General features: G+C 74.3%; 17 protein-coding genes and 1 tRNA gene. 6 read left to right on the top strand and 12 right to left on the bottom strand.

Features of this window, described 5'->3' with window-relative positions:
• Positions 1-63 precede the first annotated feature (63 nt).
• Entirely contained in the window at positions 64-645 is a 582-nt protein-coding gene (locus OHA91_RS03050; protein WP_328738506.1) for a CGNR zinc finger domain-containing protein, read from the top strand.
• Positions 646-765: 120 nt separating this feature from the next.
• Here the strand turns inward: OHA91_RS03050 and OHA91_RS03055 are convergent, their stop codons facing one another.
• The 4 genes from OHA91_RS03055 to OHA91_RS03070 all read right to left on the bottom strand — a co-directional run bounded on the left by OHA91_RS03055 (position 766) and on the right by OHA91_RS03070 (position 2396).
• Positions 766-933 (bottom strand): hypothetical protein, encoded by a 168-nt coding sequence (locus OHA91_RS03055; protein ID WP_328738507.1) that lies wholly within the window; start codon positions 931-933, stop codon positions 766-768.
• Positions 934-1297: 364 nt separating this feature from the next.
• Positions 1298-1371, bottom strand: a tRNA-Trp gene (locus OHA91_RS03060).
• A gap of 70 nt (positions 1372-1441) precedes the next feature.
• Positions 1442-1969 carry an SMI1/KNR4 family protein gene (locus tag OHA91_RS03065; RefSeq protein WP_328738508.1) on the bottom strand — a complete coding sequence of 176 codons (528 nt, stop codon included), beginning with the start codon at positions 1967-1969 and terminating at the stop codon, positions 1442-1444.
• A gap of 31 nt (positions 1970-2000) precedes the next feature.
• A complete protein-coding gene (locus OHA91_RS03070; protein ID WP_328738509.1) occupies positions 2001-2396 on the bottom strand; it encodes a hypothetical protein in 396 nt (131 codons plus the stop codon).
• 131 nt (positions 2397-2527) lie between these two features.
• Here OHA91_RS03070 and OHA91_RS03075 point away from each other — a divergent pair, with 131 nt between their 5' ends.
• Positions 2528-3865: a glycoside hydrolase family 18 protein gene (locus OHA91_RS03075; protein ID WP_328738510.1), complete on the top strand. Its 1338-nt coding sequence runs from the start codon at positions 2528-2530 to the stop codon at positions 3863-3865.
• Between the two features lie 65 nt (positions 3866-3930).
• Entirely contained in the window at positions 3931-5250 is a 1320-nt protein-coding gene (locus tag OHA91_RS03080; protein ID WP_328738511.1) for a serpin family protein, read from the top strand.
• Here the strand turns inward: OHA91_RS03080 and OHA91_RS03085 are convergent.
• Complete coding sequence (locus OHA91_RS03085; RefSeq protein WP_328738512.1) at positions 5147-6181, bottom strand: PfkB family carbohydrate kinase; 1035 nt, start codon at positions 6179-6181, stop codon at positions 5147-5149. The two genes, OHA91_RS03080 and OHA91_RS03085, sit on opposite strands and share 104 nt — an antisense overlap.
• A complete protein-coding gene (locus OHA91_RS03090; RefSeq protein ID WP_328738513.1) occupies positions 6178-6843 on the bottom strand; it encodes a bifunctional 4-hydroxy-2-oxoglutarate aldolase/2-dehydro-3-deoxy-phosphogluconate aldolase in 666 nt (221 codons plus the stop codon). Before OHA91_RS03090 ends, OHA91_RS03085 begins: the two co-directional genes overlap by 4 nt.
• 89 nt (positions 6844-6932) lie before the next feature.
• Between OHA91_RS03090 and OHA91_RS03095 the strand changes: the two genes are divergently transcribed.
• The gene (locus OHA91_RS03095; RefSeq protein ID WP_328738514.1) at positions 6933-7721 is read left to right on the top strand and encodes an IclR family transcriptional regulator; all 789 of its coding nucleotides are present in this window, start codon (positions 6933-6935) and stop codon (positions 7719-7721) included.
• Between the two features lie 124 nt (positions 7722-7845).
• Positions 7846-9498, top strand: a complete 1653-nt coding sequence (locus OHA91_RS03100; RefSeq protein WP_328738515.1) for a sigma-70 family RNA polymerase sigma factor — start codon at positions 7846-7848, stop codon at positions 9496-9498.
• A 41-nt stretch (positions 9499-9539) separates the two neighbouring features.
• On the opposite strand, the gene OHA91_RS03105 is transcribed toward OHA91_RS03100, so the two are convergent.
• From OHA91_RS03105 to OHA91_RS03130, 6 genes are all read right to left on the bottom strand, one after another.
• Entirely contained in the window at positions 9540-10448 is a 909-nt protein-coding gene (locus tag OHA91_RS03105; protein WP_328738516.1) for an NAD-dependent epimerase/dehydratase family protein, read from the bottom strand.
• Between the two features lie 55 nt (positions 10449-10503).
• Complete coding sequence (locus OHA91_RS03110; protein WP_328738517.1) at positions 10504-11262, bottom strand: class I SAM-dependent methyltransferase; 759 nt, start codon at positions 11260-11262, stop codon at positions 10504-10506.
• Positions 11263-11327: 65 nt separating this feature from the next.
• Positions 11328-12719 carry a glutamate decarboxylase gene (locus OHA91_RS03115; protein WP_328738518.1) on the bottom strand — a complete coding sequence of 464 codons (1392 nt, stop codon included), beginning with the start codon at positions 12717-12719 and terminating at the stop codon, positions 11328-11330.
• Between the two features lie 26 nt (positions 12720-12745).
• The gene (locus OHA91_RS03120) at positions 12746-14095 is read right to left on the bottom strand and encodes an MFS transporter (RefSeq protein ID WP_328738519.1); all 1350 of its coding nucleotides are present in this window, start codon (positions 14093-14095) and stop codon (positions 12746-12748) included.
• Positions 14092-14745: an ArsR/SmtB family transcription factor gene (locus OHA91_RS03125; RefSeq protein WP_266495777.1), complete on the bottom strand. Its 654-nt coding sequence runs from the start codon at positions 14743-14745 to the stop codon at positions 14092-14094. The genes OHA91_RS03120 and OHA91_RS03125 overlap by 4 nt, the downstream gene beginning before the upstream one ends.
• A 122-nt stretch (positions 14746-14867) precedes the next feature.
• The gene (locus OHA91_RS03130; RefSeq protein ID WP_328738520.1) at positions 14868-15584 is read right to left on the bottom strand and encodes a TioE family transcriptional regulator; all 717 of its coding nucleotides are present in this window, start codon (positions 15582-15584) and stop codon (positions 14868-14870) included.
• A gap of 58 nt (positions 15585-15642) precedes the next feature.
• Here OHA91_RS03130 and OHA91_RS03135 point away from each other — a divergent pair, with 58 nt between their 5' ends.
• Positions 15643-16860 (top strand): erythromycin esterase family protein, encoded by a 1218-nt coding sequence (locus OHA91_RS03135; RefSeq protein WP_328738521.1) that lies wholly within the window; start codon positions 15643-15645, stop codon positions 16858-16860.
• Positions 16861-16909 lie beyond the last annotated feature (49 nt).

The raw sequence follows: 16909 nt of genomic DNA on the forward strand, positions 1-16909 counted from the left end.
GGCTGCATCCAGCACGGACTTTAAGTCCGACTAACGGAGAATCGCAAGATTTACCATTGCCGCATGGACATCCCAACTCCGGCGGCGGGCGAGGAGCTCTCCACCTCGCTCGCGCTCGTGAACACGCGCTTCCGGCTGCCCGGAGGGCCCTACGAAGGACTCGCACACCCGTCCGCCGCGCGGGCCTGGCTGACGGGCCACGGGCTCGCGCCCGCGGGGCCGACGCTCGACTCCGCGCAGACCGCCCGCCTGCGGGAGCTGCGCGAGACGCTGCGCGCACTGTTCGGAGCGCGGATCGGGGGCACGGCGGCGGACCCGGGGCAGGTCGCGGCCGTCAATGCCGTTCTGGCGGGCTGCCCTCCGCTGCGCCTGCTCGACTGGGGCGCGGGGGAGCCGGTACGCGTCCTGCGGCCGGGGCCGTCGCAGCCCCTGGAGCACGCCCTCGCGCTGCTGGCGGAGGACGGGATCGGCCTGTTGACCGGTGAGCACGCCGGGAAGCTCGCCGCCTGCGGCACGCCGGGCTGCACCCGCCTGATGCTCCGCTCCCACGCGGCCCGCCGCTGGTGCTCCACCCGCTGCGGCAACCGCATCCGCGCAGTCCGCCACGCCGCGGCCAAATCGATGCGCAAGCCCACTCACCAGTAGCCATCGCGGTCCGATGAATCTCCTACCCGAACCGGCCATTGGCCCTGCCCACAGCGGGGAGGCCACGGGTGGCAGTGGTGCGCCCCCACAGCCGACTGGCTGTGGGGGCCTTCTGCCGTCCTACGAGACGTCGACGCGGACGCTCTTCCCGATCAGCCCGTCGGTGTACGTCACCGACTTCGCAGTCCACGATCCCTTGCCTGTGACGGCGCCGGTGACGTTCTCGCCCGGCGCGAGTTCGACGGTGGCGATCTGGTCCTCGCCGCACGACGGCAGGTTGTCCGGCACACCGCAGAACTCGGCACCGGGTACGACGAGGCCCCCGCCGGCGCGCTGCAGTACTCGGACCTGCTCACCGGCCAGCCTGACCCTGTCGAGCCACTAGGCGAGCAGCATCAGCGCCGGCTGAGCGTCTCAGCGGTACGGCGTGCCATGAGACCCCTTCGGGCCGCGTCCTGGTTCTCGGTTCCTCGCCACGGTCGATGGCCGCGCGCAGCAGTGCCTCAGGAGGCTTGCCACCGGCCTGCCGCTGACTGGCGGTTGACGCGCCCACGGCCTGGGCGATCTTGAATACAGCAGAGCCCCGTCGAACCGTCGACGGGGCTCACGCCTTTGGCGAGGAAGGGAGCCTCTCGGCTCTCTTCCCTCACGGCAGGGGCGGCAGGATTCGAACCTGCGGCCTACGGTTTTGGAGACCGTTGCTCTGACCAGCTGAGCTACACCCCTTCGGCGAGACCAACCATGGCACGGCCGGGCCCGGCGATCCAGTGAATTCCTGTCGCGTCGCCCAACGGGATCAGCGGCAGAGTTCCATGATCATGTCGTCGAAGCCGGGGAACTCCTCGGCCGCCAGCTCGACCACGGCGCCGGCCGTGCGCCGCGCGTCCGGGGCGAACCGGTCTGCGACGGCCGTCAGGGCTTCGTCCGGGCGCGAGGTCCGGTCGGCCCCGTACGGCGCGGCCGCCTCGTACGGGCCGCAGCCGTCGGCCAGCAGCCACAGGAAGTCGCCCAGGTCGCGCGCCACGACGCCCGTCTCCCCCTCGGACCCGAGGAAGACCACGGGCTGTTCGGCGAGCGGTCGGCCCGGCCGGACCAGCCAGAACGCCGCGTACCCGCCGGAGCCGTCCTGGCCGAAGACGCGGAACGCGCCGCCGTCCAGGTCGTTGTTCCCGGTCCACGCCCGGAACCAGTCGTCGGTGTCCTCGGCGGACAGGAAGGCCTCGAAGGGCTCGAAGTCGACCCCGTCGCCGTCCGCGTAGTCGAAGGGGACCGCCAGCGCGGCGGCGAGCGCGGCGGGGAACTGTCGATCGTCGGTGAGCGTCACTCGCACACACTAACGGGGCGGCGGCCGCAGGTCAGGCCAGGGTCGGGAGGAAGCCGCCGCGGGATGTGCCGGAGCTCAGGAGGTGCGGCCAGTCCAGCGTCTCGGGCAGTGCGTCGAGGGACAGGACCACGGCCCCGCCCGCCCCTTCGGCGTCCGCACACCAGTCGGCCATGTCGCCGGGCCGGAGGCTTCCGCCGGACCCGTCGAGCACCGGCGCGACCATGGCGGGAACGACGAGCCCGGCGTCGCCGGGGCCGTCCACGACGCACAGCGTGAGCTTGGGGACGATGCTCCACCCGTCGCACCGGGGCACCGCCCCGTCCTGCGCGGTCAGCACCGGCAGGGCGGCGTGCACGGGGGCTTCGGCCATCAGCAGTACGGGGGTGGCCCCTCGGACGAACAGGGTCTTCTCAGGATCGAGCAGCATCGGGCCACCCTCGCAGATCGGTCAGCCCGAGTTCCGGCCGCCCCCTTGACCGCTCTGGTCCAGACCAATAGTTTCCGGCATGCACCGCCGCACGCGCTCACGCCCACTCCTCGCATCCGCAAAGGAAGCCCATGCGCCGCAGCATGCTCGGCAGACTGGCCGTAGCCGCCTGTTCCCTCTCCCTGCTGACCGCCTTCGCCCCCGCCGCCGTCGGCGCGGACGGCGGCGCCTCCGCCGCGGGCGGATCCGGTCGCTCGTACAAGAAGGTCGGCTACTTCACGCAATGGGGGGTCTACGGCCGAGACTTCCAGGTCCAGGACCTCGATGCGAACGGCTCCGCCGGCAAGCTCACCCACATCAACTACGCCTTCGGCAACGTCAGCGCCGAGGGCAAGTGCTTCACCGGGAACATCCCCGGCGAGGCCGACGCCTGGGCCGACTACGCCCGCCCGCTCGACGCCGCGAACTCCGTCGACGGGGTCGCCGACACCTGGGACCAGCCGCTCGCCGGCAACTTCAACCAGCTGCGCGAGCTCAAGGCCAAGCACCCCGGCCTGAAGGTGCTGATCTCGCTGGGCGGCTGGAGCTGGTCCACCCACTTCTCCGACGCCGCGCTGACCCCGGCCTCCCGCAAGGCCTTCGTCGAGTCCTGCATCGACCTCTACATCAAGGGCAACCTCCCCCAGGACGGCACCCGCGGCGGCGCCGGAGCCGCCGCCGGCGTGTTCGACGGGATCGACCTCGACTGGGAGTGGCCCGGCTCCGCGGGCGACACCGACACGAAGTACCGACCGGAGGACAAGCGCAACTTCACCGAGCTCGTCAAGGAGTTCCGCACCCAGCTCGACGCGTACGCACGGAGCCAGAAGAAGGCCGAGTACGAGCTGACCGCCTTCGTCCCGACCGCTCCCGCCAAGATCGACGCGGGCTTCGACGTCCGCCGCATCATGCGCGACCTGGACTTCGTCAACCTCCAGGGCTACGACTTCCACGTCTCCGGCGAACCGAGGACCGCGCAGCAGTCCGCCCTGTACGCCCGCGGCGACTTCAGCGTCCACGGCACCGTGGAGGCCTGGCAGCGGCGCGGCGCGCCCGCGCACAAGCTCGTGATGGGCATGCCGTTCTACGGTCAGGGCTGGACCGGCGTCAGCGGCGGCGGGGACGGCCTCGGGCAGCCCGCCACCGGACCGGCCCCGGCCACCTGGGCCGCCGGGTACGAGGACTACAAGGCGCTGAAGAAGCTGGCCGATTCGGGTGCCTACCAGGTCCACCGCGACCGGCGCGGCGGGCACGCCTGGCTCTTCGACGGCACCACCCTGTGGACGTACGACGACCCCCAGGTGCTGCGCGCCAAGACCGGCTACATCCGCGAACACGGCCTGGGCGGCGCGATGTTCTGGTCGCTCGACGCGGACACCGCCGACGGCGAGCTGATGACGGCCGTCGACCGGGGCCTGCGCGGCCGCTGACCGGCGCCGCCGGGCCGTGGAAATCCGTCCGGCCCGGCGGCGTCCCTCCACGTACGCTCCCCCGCATGACGCAGACGAAGCCGCAGACCCGGGGCCGGACCCAGGCCCAGACCCAGACGCAAACGCATCCCACGGTAAGAGCGGTCAACCACCTCACCACGCGCTGGGCCGCGCAGGCCGTGTCCGGCGCCGGGGGCACCGTCTTCACCGCGGCCGGGGTCTGGCCGCTGCTCGCCCTGCTCGCGGACGGCGCCGGCGGGCCCGCCCGCGACGAGCTGGCGCAGGCGCTGGGCATACCCGCCGAGGACGCGGCCGGTGCCGCGCGGGAGCTGCTGGCCGCCCTGGCCGGCGTACGGGGGCTCAGCACGGCGACCGGCCTGTGGGCCGCGGCCGGCCTGCCGCTGGAGGAGGGCTGGTCGGCGAAGCTCCCGCACGGCACACGGGGCACGCTGACCGGCGATCTGGAGGGGGACACGAAGACCCTGGACGGGTGGGCGTCGGACCGGACCGGCGGCCTCATCGAACGCATGCCGGTCACCCTGCAGCACGACACCCGCCTCGTCCTCGCCTCCGCGCTCGCGCTGACGCTGAAGTGGGCGGAGCCCTTCCGGGAGTTTCCGGGCCACGTGCCCGACGGCCCCTGGGCCGGCCGCGGCCTGCGCCGGCTCTTGCGCACCACGGCCTCACTGGACCCGGTCCGGGTGGCCGAGGGCCCCGCGGGGCCGGTCACGGCCTTGGAGGTCACCGGCGCCGACGACACGGACATGGACGTGCACCTGCTCCTCGGCGGCCCGGCGGCGCCGGCCGCCGACGTGCTGGCGACCGGCATCGCGGCCGTCGCCGGAGCCCTCCCTTCGGTGGCCGGCGACGCCCTCCCGGACGGAAGCCCCGGACCCGGCCTCGCGATCGCGACGGTGGACGCCTTCGGCCCACAGCCCCAGCTGTCCGTATCCACGGTGGCCTTCTCGTTGTCCGCGGAGCACGACCTGCTGGAGGACGCGGCGCTGTTCGGGCTCCTGACCGCTACCGACGACGCCTACGGTCACTTCCCCGGCATCAGCGCCGAACCGCTGGCCATCGGCTCGGCGCGGCAGTCGGCCATGGCCCGGTTCCACGCCGCGGGGTTCGAGGCGGCGGCCGTCACCGCCATCGCCGCCAGGCCCGGTGGGGCCGCGCGCCGACCGAGCCATCGGGCCCGGCGGGCCGAGGTCCGGTTCGACCGGCCGTTCGGGTTCCTGGCCCTCCACCGGGCCTCCGGGCTGGTCCTCGCCGCGGGCTGGGTCACCGATCCGGAACCGGCGGCGCAGCCTCGGCCCGGGGCGGCCGGGCTGCTCCCGCCGCCGCCCTTCCCCGGTGTGCGGCCGCCAGCGCCGCCGTCTCACTGAAGGCGGGGACCCGCCCGGTGCCGCCGCGGCCGGACACCGACAGGCAGGCGGCCGCGGTGCCGTGGGCCACGGCTTCCGCGAGGGTGTCGCCGAGGACGAGCCGGGCGGTAGCAGTGCCCGTGAAGCAGTCGCCCGCACCCGTCGCGTCGACGGGCGCCGGGTTCACGGGCACCGGGTGGTAGTCCGCCCGCGTGCCGTCGTCCAGCAGCAGCCGGCCGGCGCCCGCGGTGACCGCGACCGTACGGGCCCCCAGCGCGCGCAGGCGGGCGGCGGCCGTGCGCGGGTCGGCGGTGTCGACGAGGGCCTGCGCGTCAGCCGGGCAGGAGGTCTTGAGCAGTCCGGTCAGCGGGGCGATCCGGGCGAGCAGCTCCCGGGCCTCGGCCCGGCCGGTGAGCCGGGGGCGGAAGTTGGGGTCGTACGTCAGGTGCCCGCCCGCCGTGTGGACCAGGCGGGCGGCGGCCAGGACGGCGGCCCGGCTGCTCGGTGACAGGGCGCCGGTGATCCCGCTGGTGACGAGCGCCCCGCAGCGGGTCAGCAGTGCGCGCCAGCTCCCGATGTGCCGCGGGGCGAGGGTGGATCCGGCGCTGCGGGTGCGCCAGTAGACGAACTCGCGGTCGCCGTCGGGGTCGGCGGAGAGCAGGTACGCGCCGTTGGGACGGGGGGCGCGGCGGACGTGGGAGACGTCCACGCCGAGTTCGGCGGCCCGCCGCAGCAGCGGGACGCTGAGCTCGTCGTCGCCGACCACGGCGAGCAGGGCGGTCCGGGCTCCGGCGGCGGCTGCGGCCGCCGCCGCGTTGAGGGCGTCGCCGGAGTAGGAGAGGCGGGCCGCGGTGCCGTCGGCGGCTTCGCGCAGGGCGGTGCCCGCGTGGATCTCGACCAGGACCTCGCCGAGAACGAGGACGTCGTAGTCGGTGGCTGCCCGCCCGGTCACGGCCGGCGCTCCGGGGCCGCGGCGCCGTGGCCGGCGGGGGCGCCGCGGCCCGGCCGGGCCGGTCCGAACCGGGCGAATACGGCGGCCAGCGCGTCCGGGTCGGACGGCAGGCCGCTGCCGATGCCGACGGCGGTGGCTCCGGCGGCGATCCAGTCTGGAACCTCGTCGGGCCCGATCCCGCCGGTCGGAATGAGCACCGCGTCCGGCAGGACGGCCCGGAGGGAGCGGACGAACCCCGGGCCGCCCACGTGGGCCGGGAAGACCTTGGCCGCTCCGCAGGCCCGGACGGCGGAGGCGATCTCGGCGGGGGTGAACCCGCCCTCGACGAAGACGGCTTCGCGCCGCGCGGCGACCTCGCGGACCTCGGGCGCCGGGTACGGGGAGACCAGGAAGGCGGCGCCCGCGTCCAGGGCGGCCCGGGCCTGCGCGGCAGTGGTCACCGTACCCACGCCGATCAGTGCGGGACGCCCGTGCGCGTCCGCGAGTTCGGCCGTACGGGCGACGGCCCCGACCCAACCGGGGGTGGAGGTGGTCAGCTCCACGGCGCGGCAGCCGGCGGCGAGCAGGGTGGTGGCGGCGCGGACGGCCTCGTCGGCGTCGGCGTTGCGCAGCACCGGAAGGAGGCGCTGGGCAGCCAGCACCTCGTACGGGTGGCCGGACATGGAACCCTCCCCACTTGTTCCACTTAGTGGAACTGCGTATCGTCTGGCGGAACGATGTGGTCCAGACCTTACACACTGCGGGAGTTGTCGTGCCGACGAATGCCGAGGAAGCCCCCGGGGGCGTGCGCGCGGGCCGGTCGTCGGCGGCCGGTTCGGCGGCGGAGAAGTCCCTGCGCGTCCTGGAGGCGGTGTCCGTGCCCGGCGGCCCGCACCGGCTGACCGATGTGGCGGCAGCCGCCGCCGTGCCCAAGTCGAGCACCTTCCGCATCCTCGCCTCCCTGATCGACCAGGGGTTCGTACGCCAGGAACCCGAGAGCCGCTACGGGGTGGGGCCGCGACTGCGCGCGCTGTCCGCCCTGGTCGACGGCGGGCAGCCGGCCGGCATCGGGCGCGTCCTCGGCGAACTGCAGCGGACCACCGGACAGACGGTCCACCTCGCCCTGCACAGCGGGGAGACGATCACCTACATCCGCAAGCTGGAGGGCGACCAGCCCTTCCGGACGGCCTCCCGGGTCGGCATGCGCATGCCGCTGCACACGACGGCCATCGGCAAGGCCGTCCTGGCCCACCTGCCCGCCGGGGAGGTGGGCGAACTCCTCACCGCCACCGGGCTGCCGCCCCGGACGCCGAACACCCTCACCACCCCGCAGGCGCTGTACGCGCAGTTGGAGGCGGTCCGCTCCCGCGGCTACGCGCTCGACGACGAGGAGAACGAGCCCACCATCCGCTGCATCGGGGCGGCGGTGCTCGGGCCGTCTGGCCGGCCGGTCGGCGGGGTCAGCGTCACCACCGTGACCTTCCTCGTCCCCCGGGAGGAGACCGAGTCGTTCGCGCCCGCCCTGCGCGCCGCCGCTGAGGCACTGGCGCCCCTTCTGTGACCCCGGTGGGTGCCCGGAATTGGCCTCCGGGAAAATTCTTCCGATTAACTGTTATCGAGGCCTCCCTCCGCGGTCTCCCATGTATCGGGCATCATCGACCGCCGGTACGGACAGGGACATTCACATGAGTACTCAGCACACCGCAGCGCTGGTGGCAGCGGCCCGCGCGGGCGATCCCCGCGCCCAGGACGAGCTCGTCGGCGCCCACCTCCCGCTCGTCTACAACATCGTCGGGCGGGCCCTCAACGGCTCCTGCGACGTGGACGACGTGGTGCAGGACACGATGCTGCGGGCTCTCGACGGGCTGGGCGGCCTGCGGGCGGACGAGTCCTTCCGGTCCTGGCTGGTGGCCATCGCGATGAACCGGGTGCGGGCGCACTGGCAGGCCCGGCAGAGCGGCTTCGGCGAGAGCACTCTGGAGTCGGCCTGGGACGTGGCCGACCCGGGCGCGGACTTCGTCGACCTGACCGTCGTACGCCTCAACCTGGCGGGCCAGCGCCGTGAGACGGCCCGGGCGACGCGCTGGCTGGAGCCCGAGGACCGGGCGCTGCTGTCGCTGTGGTGGCTGGAGTGCGCCGGGGAGCTGACCCGGGCGGAGGTGGCCTCGGCGCTGGAGCTGTCCCCCCAGCACACGGCCGTCCGGGTGCAGCGGATGAAGGCGCAGCTGGAGGCGGCGCGGGTGGTCGAGCGCGCCCTGGACGCCCAGCCGGGGTGCGAGGAGCTGCGGACGGTACTGGCGGGCTGGGACGGGCAGCCGTCGGCCCTGTGGCGCAAGCGAATAGCCCGTCACGCGCGTGAGTGCGTACGGTGCTCCGGGCTGTGGAGCGGACTGGTCCCGGCGGAGGGACTGCTGGCCGGTCTGGCCCTCGTCCCGGTCTCGGCGGCCCTGCTGGCGGGGATGCGCACGGCCGGCACGGCCGGCTTCGCCCCGGCCGCCTTCGCGGACGACGTGGCCACCGCGAACGGTGCCGACGGCGGGTTCGGCGCCGACGGCGGGTTCGGCGAGGCGGCGACCCAGCTCACTCCGGTGGCCAGTACGGGCGCCGCCGGCCGGGGCGCGCTGCGCAAGCGCCGGCAGAGCCGGCGCCGGGTGGTCGGCGGCGCGGTGGTCGCCGTCTGCGTCGCGGGCGGCGGCCTGGTCTACCTCGGAGGGCTGCCCGGTTCGGGCAGTGCGAAGGACGACGGCGGCGCGTCCGCGGCGCCGCTGGCGGCGCTCTCGGCCACGGAGTCCGCCGGGGCCCCTTCCCCGTCGGCCTCCCCCTCGCCCTCCGCTTCGGCCTCCCCGTCCCCCTCCGCCTCGGCCTCGGCGAGCCCGTCGGCCAGCCCGAGCCCCACGCAGAGCCGCAGCACCTCGCCCAGCCCGCGCACCTCGGCGCCCAAGCCGGCTCCCGCGCCGCCGGGCATCGCCGGCCAGGTGGTGGCGCTGGTCAACACCGAGCGGGCGGCGGCCGGCTGCGGCCCCCTCAAGGAGGACCCGCAGCTGCGGGCAGCGGCGCAGGGGCACTCCGACGACATGGCCGCGCGGAACTTCTTCGACCACACCAACCCGGACGGCAGGGACCCCGGGCAGCGCACGACGGCGTCCGGCTACCGCTGGTCGACGTACGGCGAGAACATCGCGAAGGGCCAGCAGACGGCGCAGTCGGTCATGGACTCCTGGATGAAGAGCCCGGGCCACCGGGCGAACATCCTCAACTGCTCCTTCAAGGACATCGGCGTGGGCGTCCACCAGGGCGCGGGCGGCCCCTGGTGGACGCAGAACTTCGGCGCCAGGTAGGGAGCACTGCGCGGGGCGGCCGGGCACACGGCCCGGCCGCATCAGCCACGGGCGAGTGCGCGCAGTCCCTCGACGCAGTCCGGGTGGCCCGGGGCCCAGCCCAGCTCCGCCTTCGCCCTGGCGTTGGAAGCCCGCATGTTCGTCGTCACCATCCGGTGGACGTAGGGGTAGGCGCGCATCAGCCAGCTGGGCGCGTTCAGCGGCTTGGGGGTGGCGAACGCCTCCGCGACCGCCTTGACGTGCGCGCCGAAGCCCATCGGCGTGTCGTCGACGATGTTGTAGGCCTGTCCGGCCAGGCCGCCCTCGACGGCGAGCGCCACGGCCCGGCCGGCGTCCGCCAGGTCGACCCAGGGCAGGACCCGCCCGTGGTCGGCGACCGCCGGGAGCTTGCGGCGGCGCAGCAGCTCCACGAGGGCCTCGGTGCCGCCGGCCCCGTAGAACAGGCCGAACCGCAGGGCGATCCCCTCGATGTCACCGGCGCCCAGTACGAGTTGTTCCTTGACCCGCATGGCCTCGACGTGGCGCTCCACCGTGGGGTCGCCGGCCGGGCCGAACGCGTCCCCGGCCTCGGTGACCACGTGGCGGCCGAAGTCGCGGTAGCCGTAGCCGAAGACCATCGATTCCGCGATGACGCGACGGGCACCGAGCTCGCGGGCGGCCTCCATCAGGTGCCCCGTCCCGATGAGCCGCAGGTCGTCGGTGGCGTACATGTCCCGGTGTCTCATCGGCGCGTCGCGCAGGGCGGTCGCGGCGTGCACCACCGTGTCGACCCGGAGGCCGTCGACCGCGCGCAGCAGCCCGTCACGGTCCATCAGGTCGGCCCGCACGTCGGCGTCCGCGCCGCGGCCGAGGCCGGTCACGGTGTACCCGGCGCGGGTGAGCGCGGCGGTGATGTGGCGTCCCAGGACTCCGCTCGCCCCGGCCAGCAGTACGTTCTTGGCGTCGGTCATACCCGTGGGACCGTCGGCCGCCGGCGGATGTGACACCCGGGCGATGTGGCCTGCGTCACTCCTCTGCGCCGGCCGGGCGCCTGCCCCGGACCGCCCACGCGCGGGCGGCGAGGGCGACCGAGCCGTCGGGGCGGACCGGGAGGGTCTCGGCGAGCCGCGTGCGCAGCAGCTCACGGGCCTCGGGGGTGAGGGTCGCGACGTAGCCGGGCGCCGGTCCCTGGCCGGAGAGGAAGGGCTCCCACAGGTCCTTGAAGCTGCCGAAGACCGTGGGCACCTCGATGGGGGCGACCGTCACGTCGACCAGCCCCGCGCCGGTCCAGAGGGCGCGCAGCGGGCCGGGGCGGCACAGCGCGAACCGGCGGCCCTCGTCCAGCGCCGCGGCCGCCGGATCGAGGGCGGTGGCGGCGTCCCAGAAGCGGCGCAGGAGGGCCATGCCGTCGGCGTAGTCCCAGACGTACGCCGCGACCGGTCCCCCCGGCCGGACCACCCGGGCGGCCTCGGAGACCGCCGCCGCGGGCGGTTCGAGGAAGTTGAGGGCCAGCCCGCTGACGACCGCGTCGAACGCCGCGTCGCGCAGCGGCAGCGCGGACGCGTCGGCCACGGCGAAGCGGGCGGGCGCGGGCGCGGCGGCCCGGGCCGCGCGCACGAATTCCGGGGACCGGTCCAGTCCCAGCACGGCGCGCGGCCGGCACCGGGACGCGACCGCCGCGGTCAGCGCCCCTGTGCCGCAGCCGATGTCCAGCCAGCGCAGACCGGCCGGGCCGCCGAGCCGCCTCACGAACACTTCGGCGACCCGGCGGCTCCACCGGCCCATGTACCGCTCGTAGGCGTCGCCTTCCGCCCAGACGTCGCAAGGGCCGCCTTCCTCCATCCGGCCGGCTAGTGGTGGAAGCCGGACCGGGGTTCGGCGGCCGGTACGGGCGGGGGCGAGGCCGTCAGGTGTTCCACGGCCCGGCGCAGGTCCTCGACGAGCAGGGCGATCTGGTCGCGGGTCACGCCGTGGCGGACCAGGACGCGCTGGATGACGGTGTCGTCGCGGTTGGCGGGCAGCGGGTAGGAGGGCACCTGCCAGCCTCGCATGCGCAGCCGGTCGGAGAGGTCGTAGAGGGTGAAGGGGGACGCGGCCGGGTCGGTGAGCGTGTAGGAGACGGCGGGCAGGGCCCCCTTGCCGTCGTAGAGGAGGGTGAAGGGGCCCATGTCGGCGATCTGCCGCGCCAGGTACTGGGCGGTGTCGGCGCAGGCCTGCTGAACGCGGGTGTAACCGCCCCGGCCGAGGCGCAGGAAGAGGTAGTACTGGGCGACGATCTCACCGCCGGGGCGGGAGAAGTTGAGGGCGAAGGTCGGCATGTCGCCGCCCAGGTAGTCCACCTTGAAGACGAGGTCCGCGGGCAGCAGGTCGGCGGAGCGCCAGATGATCCAGCCGACTCCGAGGGGCGCGAGCCCGTACTTGTGGCCGGAGGTGTTGACCGAGGCGACGCGCGGCAGCCGGAAGTCCCACACCACCTCGGGGTGCAGGAAGGGTGCGACGAAGCCGCCGCTCGCGCCGTCGACGTGGATGGGGATGTCCCAGCCGTGCTCGGCCTGGATCCGGTCGAGCTCGGCGGCCAGCTCGGCGACGGGCTCGTAGTCGCAGGTGTAGGTGACGCCGAGGATGGCGACGACGCCGATGGTGTTCTCGTCGACGTACTGGGCGAGCTGATGGGGCTGCAGGCCGGTGGCACCGGGCTCCAGCGGCACCTGGCGCAGTTCGACGTCGAAGTAGCGGGCGAACTTGTCCCAGCAGATCTGGACCGGCCCGCAGACGAGGTTGGGGCGGTCCGTGGGGAGCCCTTCGGCGCGGCGGCGTTCGCGCCAGCGCCACTTGAGGGCGAGCCCGCCGAGCATGGCGGCCTCGCTGGACCCGGTGGTGGAGCATCCGGTCGCGGGGGTGCCGGCGGGGGCGTTCCACAGGTCGGCCAGGATGTTGACGCACCGGGACTCGATCTCGGCGGTCTGCGGGTACTCGTCCTTGTCGATCATGTTCTTGTCGAGACAGACGTTCATCAGGCGGTGCACGCCCTCGTCCGACCAGGTGGTGCAGAAGGTCGCGAGGTTCTGGGCGGCGTTGCCGTCGAGCAGGAGCTCGTTGCGGAGGAGCTCGTACACGACCTCGGTGGGCGAGTGGTCCTCCGGGATCCGGTACTTGGGGAGGATCTGGCCGCTCAACGTGGACGCGAACACGTCCGTATCGGCGTCCTGGCGAGATGCGTCCTTCGTCTCATGCAGAGCCATATCGGGACTATAAGTGACGAAACCCATCATTCACCGGCAGAACAGACATCGACGCGGGGCGAGGCGTGTCGGTCGTCGCCGGACGGGGCCGCCGGGGATCGCCGGCCGCCGCGACCGGACCACAGGAGGGCCGCGGCGAGGAGCGCGGCGCCTCCCAGCAGCCAGGGCAGCGGGCCCGGCGGGAGGAGACTCGCGACCGAACCGGTGAGGGCTGCCGACAGCTGCAGGGCGAGGGACTGGACGGACAGGGCCGTGGCCCGCCCCGCCCCTCCGACGCGGCGGTGCATCAGCTCGTTCTCGTTCGGCCCCGCCGCGCCGCGGCCCAGGTAGACCAGCCCGAAGCCGGTGGCCGCCAGGACCGCCGGGCCCACCCCGCCGGCCGCCGCGGTGGCGCCCAGCAGGAGCAGGCCGCCCGCGGCGACGCCGAGGCCGATGAGGACCGCGCGCTCTCCGCTGCCCGCGAGCCTGGCGGCGAGGGGCGCCAGGTGGCTGCCGACGGCGGAGCAGGCGAACCCTGCGCAGGCGAGCAGGGCGAAGAGCACCGCGCCCGACTCCGGAGTACCCGTCAGGGCCGCGGTGCGCCCCGGCGTGAGCAGTTCGACCACGGCCAGCGCGCTGCCGGCGCCCGCCGCGCTGAGGAGGACCCTGCGGACCAGCACGTCGCGTCCGCCGAGGCGCAGCCCGCCCGCCACGGTGGCCGGGACGCCGCGGAGCGCGCCGCGCAGGGTGGCCGCCGGCCGGGGCGACTCGGGCAGGGCGGTCAAGGCGTACAGGACGAAGGCGACCTCGACCGCCGCACCCAGCAACAGCGGGACGGACAGGGGCAGCACCAGCCCGGAGGTCGCCCCGCTCAGCCGGTCGCCGAGGTCCGGCCCGAGCCCGAGCAGCCAGGGCAGGGCGCCGCCCAGCAGGGTGCCGCCCGCGAGCGCTGCGGACGTCGCGGAGGCGCCGCGGGCCAGGCCGGTGCGCAGCTCGGCGCCGGGACCGGAGCGGGCGTGGACGGTGTCGACGTACCAGGCCTCGGCCGGCCCGCTGGACAGGGCGCGGCCCGCACCCATCAGGGCCATGCCGAGACCGAGCTGCCAATGGGCGGTGCCCAGGGCGACGAGGACGAGTGCGGCCAGGTTCGCGATGCCCGCGGCGGCCAGGACCGCGCGGCGTCCGAGGACGTCGGACAGGCCTCCGGTGGGCAGTTCCAGCGCGGCGGCGGTGAGGGAGTGCGCGGCGAAGCAGCCGGCGATGGCCACCAGGGTCATCCCGCGCTCGGTGAGCAGCAGGATCAGCGGGGCGATGGTCAGCCCGACAGGAAGCCAGAACAGGACGCAGACCGTGACGTAGCGTCGACGTGCGGCGGACGGCTCCGGTATCCCGCTCACGAGGCGCCCTCCGCGTCTGCGCCGGTGGCGGTGTCGTCGGCGGTGGCGTCCGGTCCGGCACCGGCCGAGCGCGGAGCCCGCGGCAGGCCCGCGGTGAGCAGGACGACCTGCACCGCGCGCGGGTCGCCCGCGTCACGCGCGGTCAGCTCCTCCAGCCTGCGGCCGAACGCCTCCCAGAGTTCGGCGAGGGACTCGGGGGTCAGCCTGGGCATCAGGTCGCTGATCCCGGAGGGCTCGACCCATTCGCGGCCCAGTCGGCCGTCGGCGATGTCGGCCTCGTACCGGGCGAGGCACTCCTCCAGGCGCTGGATCTGCACCCTGCGGGAGAGGTTGACGTAGGCGCGGCTGCCCGGCGTGGCCTCCATGGCCTTGTTGCTCCAGGAGGTCAGGGCGTGCACCGCCCGCCAGCGGCGCTCCCGGCCGTCGCGGTGCTCGGCCTCGGCGACGAACGCGTACTTCGCCAGAACCCGCAGGTGGTAACTGGTGGAAGCGGACGACTCCCCCGTGCTGACCGCCAGTTCGCTGGCGGTGGCCGGGCCGTCCTGCCGGAGCATCCCGAGCAGCCGGATGCGCAGGGGGTGCGTGAGGGCCTTGAGCGCCGCCGCGTCCTGTTCGGGATCGAGTACGCGCTTTTGATCTTCGCTGGACATGAGGGGGAGGGTAGGGCGGCCCGCACCCTTTCCAAAAGTATATTTGCAGAATCTTTTTTGCAGAGTTCGCTCGGCTCCGGAGCCTGAAGGACCGCCGGGGCTCCGGAGCCACGGCCGGGCAGTCAGCCGCCGGCACGGAGGTACGCCTCCAGCCCGGCGGCGCCGGTCAGCAGGGAGCGGCCGCGGGACGACAGGCGGTCGCGCCAGGTGCGCAGCGCCGTCTCCAGGGGCTCCAGGCCGCCGGCCGAGCGGACCTGGGTGAGCAGGGGGGCGATCTGCTCCAGCAGATAGCCGCCCCGCCTGAGTTGGTGGGTCAGGCGGGCGTCCCGCACGGCGGCCGCGTCGTAGACGCGGTAGCCGGTCAGCGGATCGCGGCGCGGCTGGACGAGCCCGGCCCGTTCCCATGCGCGCAGGGTCGCGGGGCGGATCCCGAGCTGTTCCGCGAGCGGCCCGATGAACGTGTCGCCGGACGCGGGCACTTCCCCGGCGGGCACCAGGTCGCGGAGGGCGTTCTCCACGGCCCCGAGGGTCCGCCGGTCGTCGAGGAGTTGGGCGTGGCTCTCGTCGATGAGGCGGAACGCCTCGTCGACCGCGCCTTCGTTCACCGCCCGCATGATCGCCGTCGCCGCCTGGTGGCCGTGGCCCGGCACGAGGGCGAGGAAGGCGTCCAGGGCCCGCGCGTGGAGCGGGGTGTAGGTGCGGTAGCCGTGGGGTGTGCGGTCGGCGGCCGGAAGGATGCCGACCTCCTCGTAGTTCCTGATCGCCTGCGTGGACAGGCCGTGGCCGCGCGCCAGGTCGACCGGCCTCAGCCGCTCGCTGCTTTTAAGGTTTCGCCCCATTCTCCCCACGGTATCGGGGAAAAGTTTCAACCGGAGCTTCAACGATAGCGTTGAAGGCATGGCTACAGACATCAAGGACACCGTCCACGCCGTCGAGGCCGCCGCCGTCATGGGGCTGCTCGCGACCCGGCCGCGGGTGCTCGCGCTGGGCGAGCCCACCCACGGCGAGGACGCGCTGCTCGACGTGCGCAACGAACTCTTCCGGCAGCTCGTCGAGGAGGAGGGCTACCGGACGATCGCGATCGAGAGCGACTGCCTGGCGGGGCTGCGCGTCGACGCGTACGTCACCTCCGCCGCCGACAGCCTCGACGAGGTCATGGAGCGCGGGTTCAGCCACGGTTTCGGTGATTCAGCGGCCAACCGCGAACTCGTGCGCTGGATGCGGGCGTACAACGAGGGCCGGCCCGCGCCCGAGCAGCTCCGCTTTGCGGGCATCGACGGCCCGCTGGAGATGACCGGGGCCGAGAGCCCCCGCGAGGCCCTCACCTCCCTCCACGCCCATCTCGCCCGCCACGTCGACACCGACCTGCTCCCCTGTACGGCGCGGACGCTCGACCGCCTGCTCGGAGCCGACGACCGGTGGACCGAGCCGGCCGCGATGACCGACCCGGCCCGGTCGACGGGCCGGTCCGCGGAGGCGGGGGAACTGCGGCTGCTCGCCGACGATCTCGCGGCACTGCTCGACGCGCAGACGCCGCACCTGATCACGGCGACCTCCCGGGAGGAGTGGGAGCGGGCCCGCCTGTACGCGCGCACCGCCACCGGCCTGCTGCGCTACCACCACTGGATGGCGGACACCTCTCCCGGCCGCATGGCGCGGCTGGTCGGCCTGCGGGACCTGATGATGGCCGACAACCTCCTCGCCCTCGCCGAGCGCGGCCCCACCCTGGTCCACGCCCACAACAGCCACCTCCAGCGGGACAGGAGCTCGATGCGGATGGGCGGCCTGCCCCTGGAGTGGTGGAGCGCGGGCTCGATCGCGAGCGCACGCCTGGGCGAGGGCTACGCCTTCTTCGCGACGGCCCTCGGCACGATCCGGCACCGGGGAGTGGACGCCCCGCAGCCGGGCACCCTGGAGGGACTGCTGTACGCGCTCCCGGACGACCTGTGCGTGGTCGACTCCCCCCGCCTCGGCGCCGCCCTCGGCGACACTCTCGCCGCGCCCCGCGCGTCCGCCTGGTTCGGCTACTTCCCGTTCGAGCCGGCCCACTTGACGGCGACCGACGGGCTCGTGTTCATCAAAGACATCCCGCAGGGCCGGGCCGCGTCCACCTGACCGCAGCCCTGACGCTCCGCTTCCGGCCGACTCTGCAGTGTGACTCCGC

The organism is Streptomyces erythrochromogenes (assembly GCF_036170895.1).
GTDB classification, from domain to species: domain Bacteria; phylum Actinomycetota; class Actinomycetes; order Streptomycetales; family Streptomycetaceae; genus Streptomyces; species Streptomyces erythrochromogenes.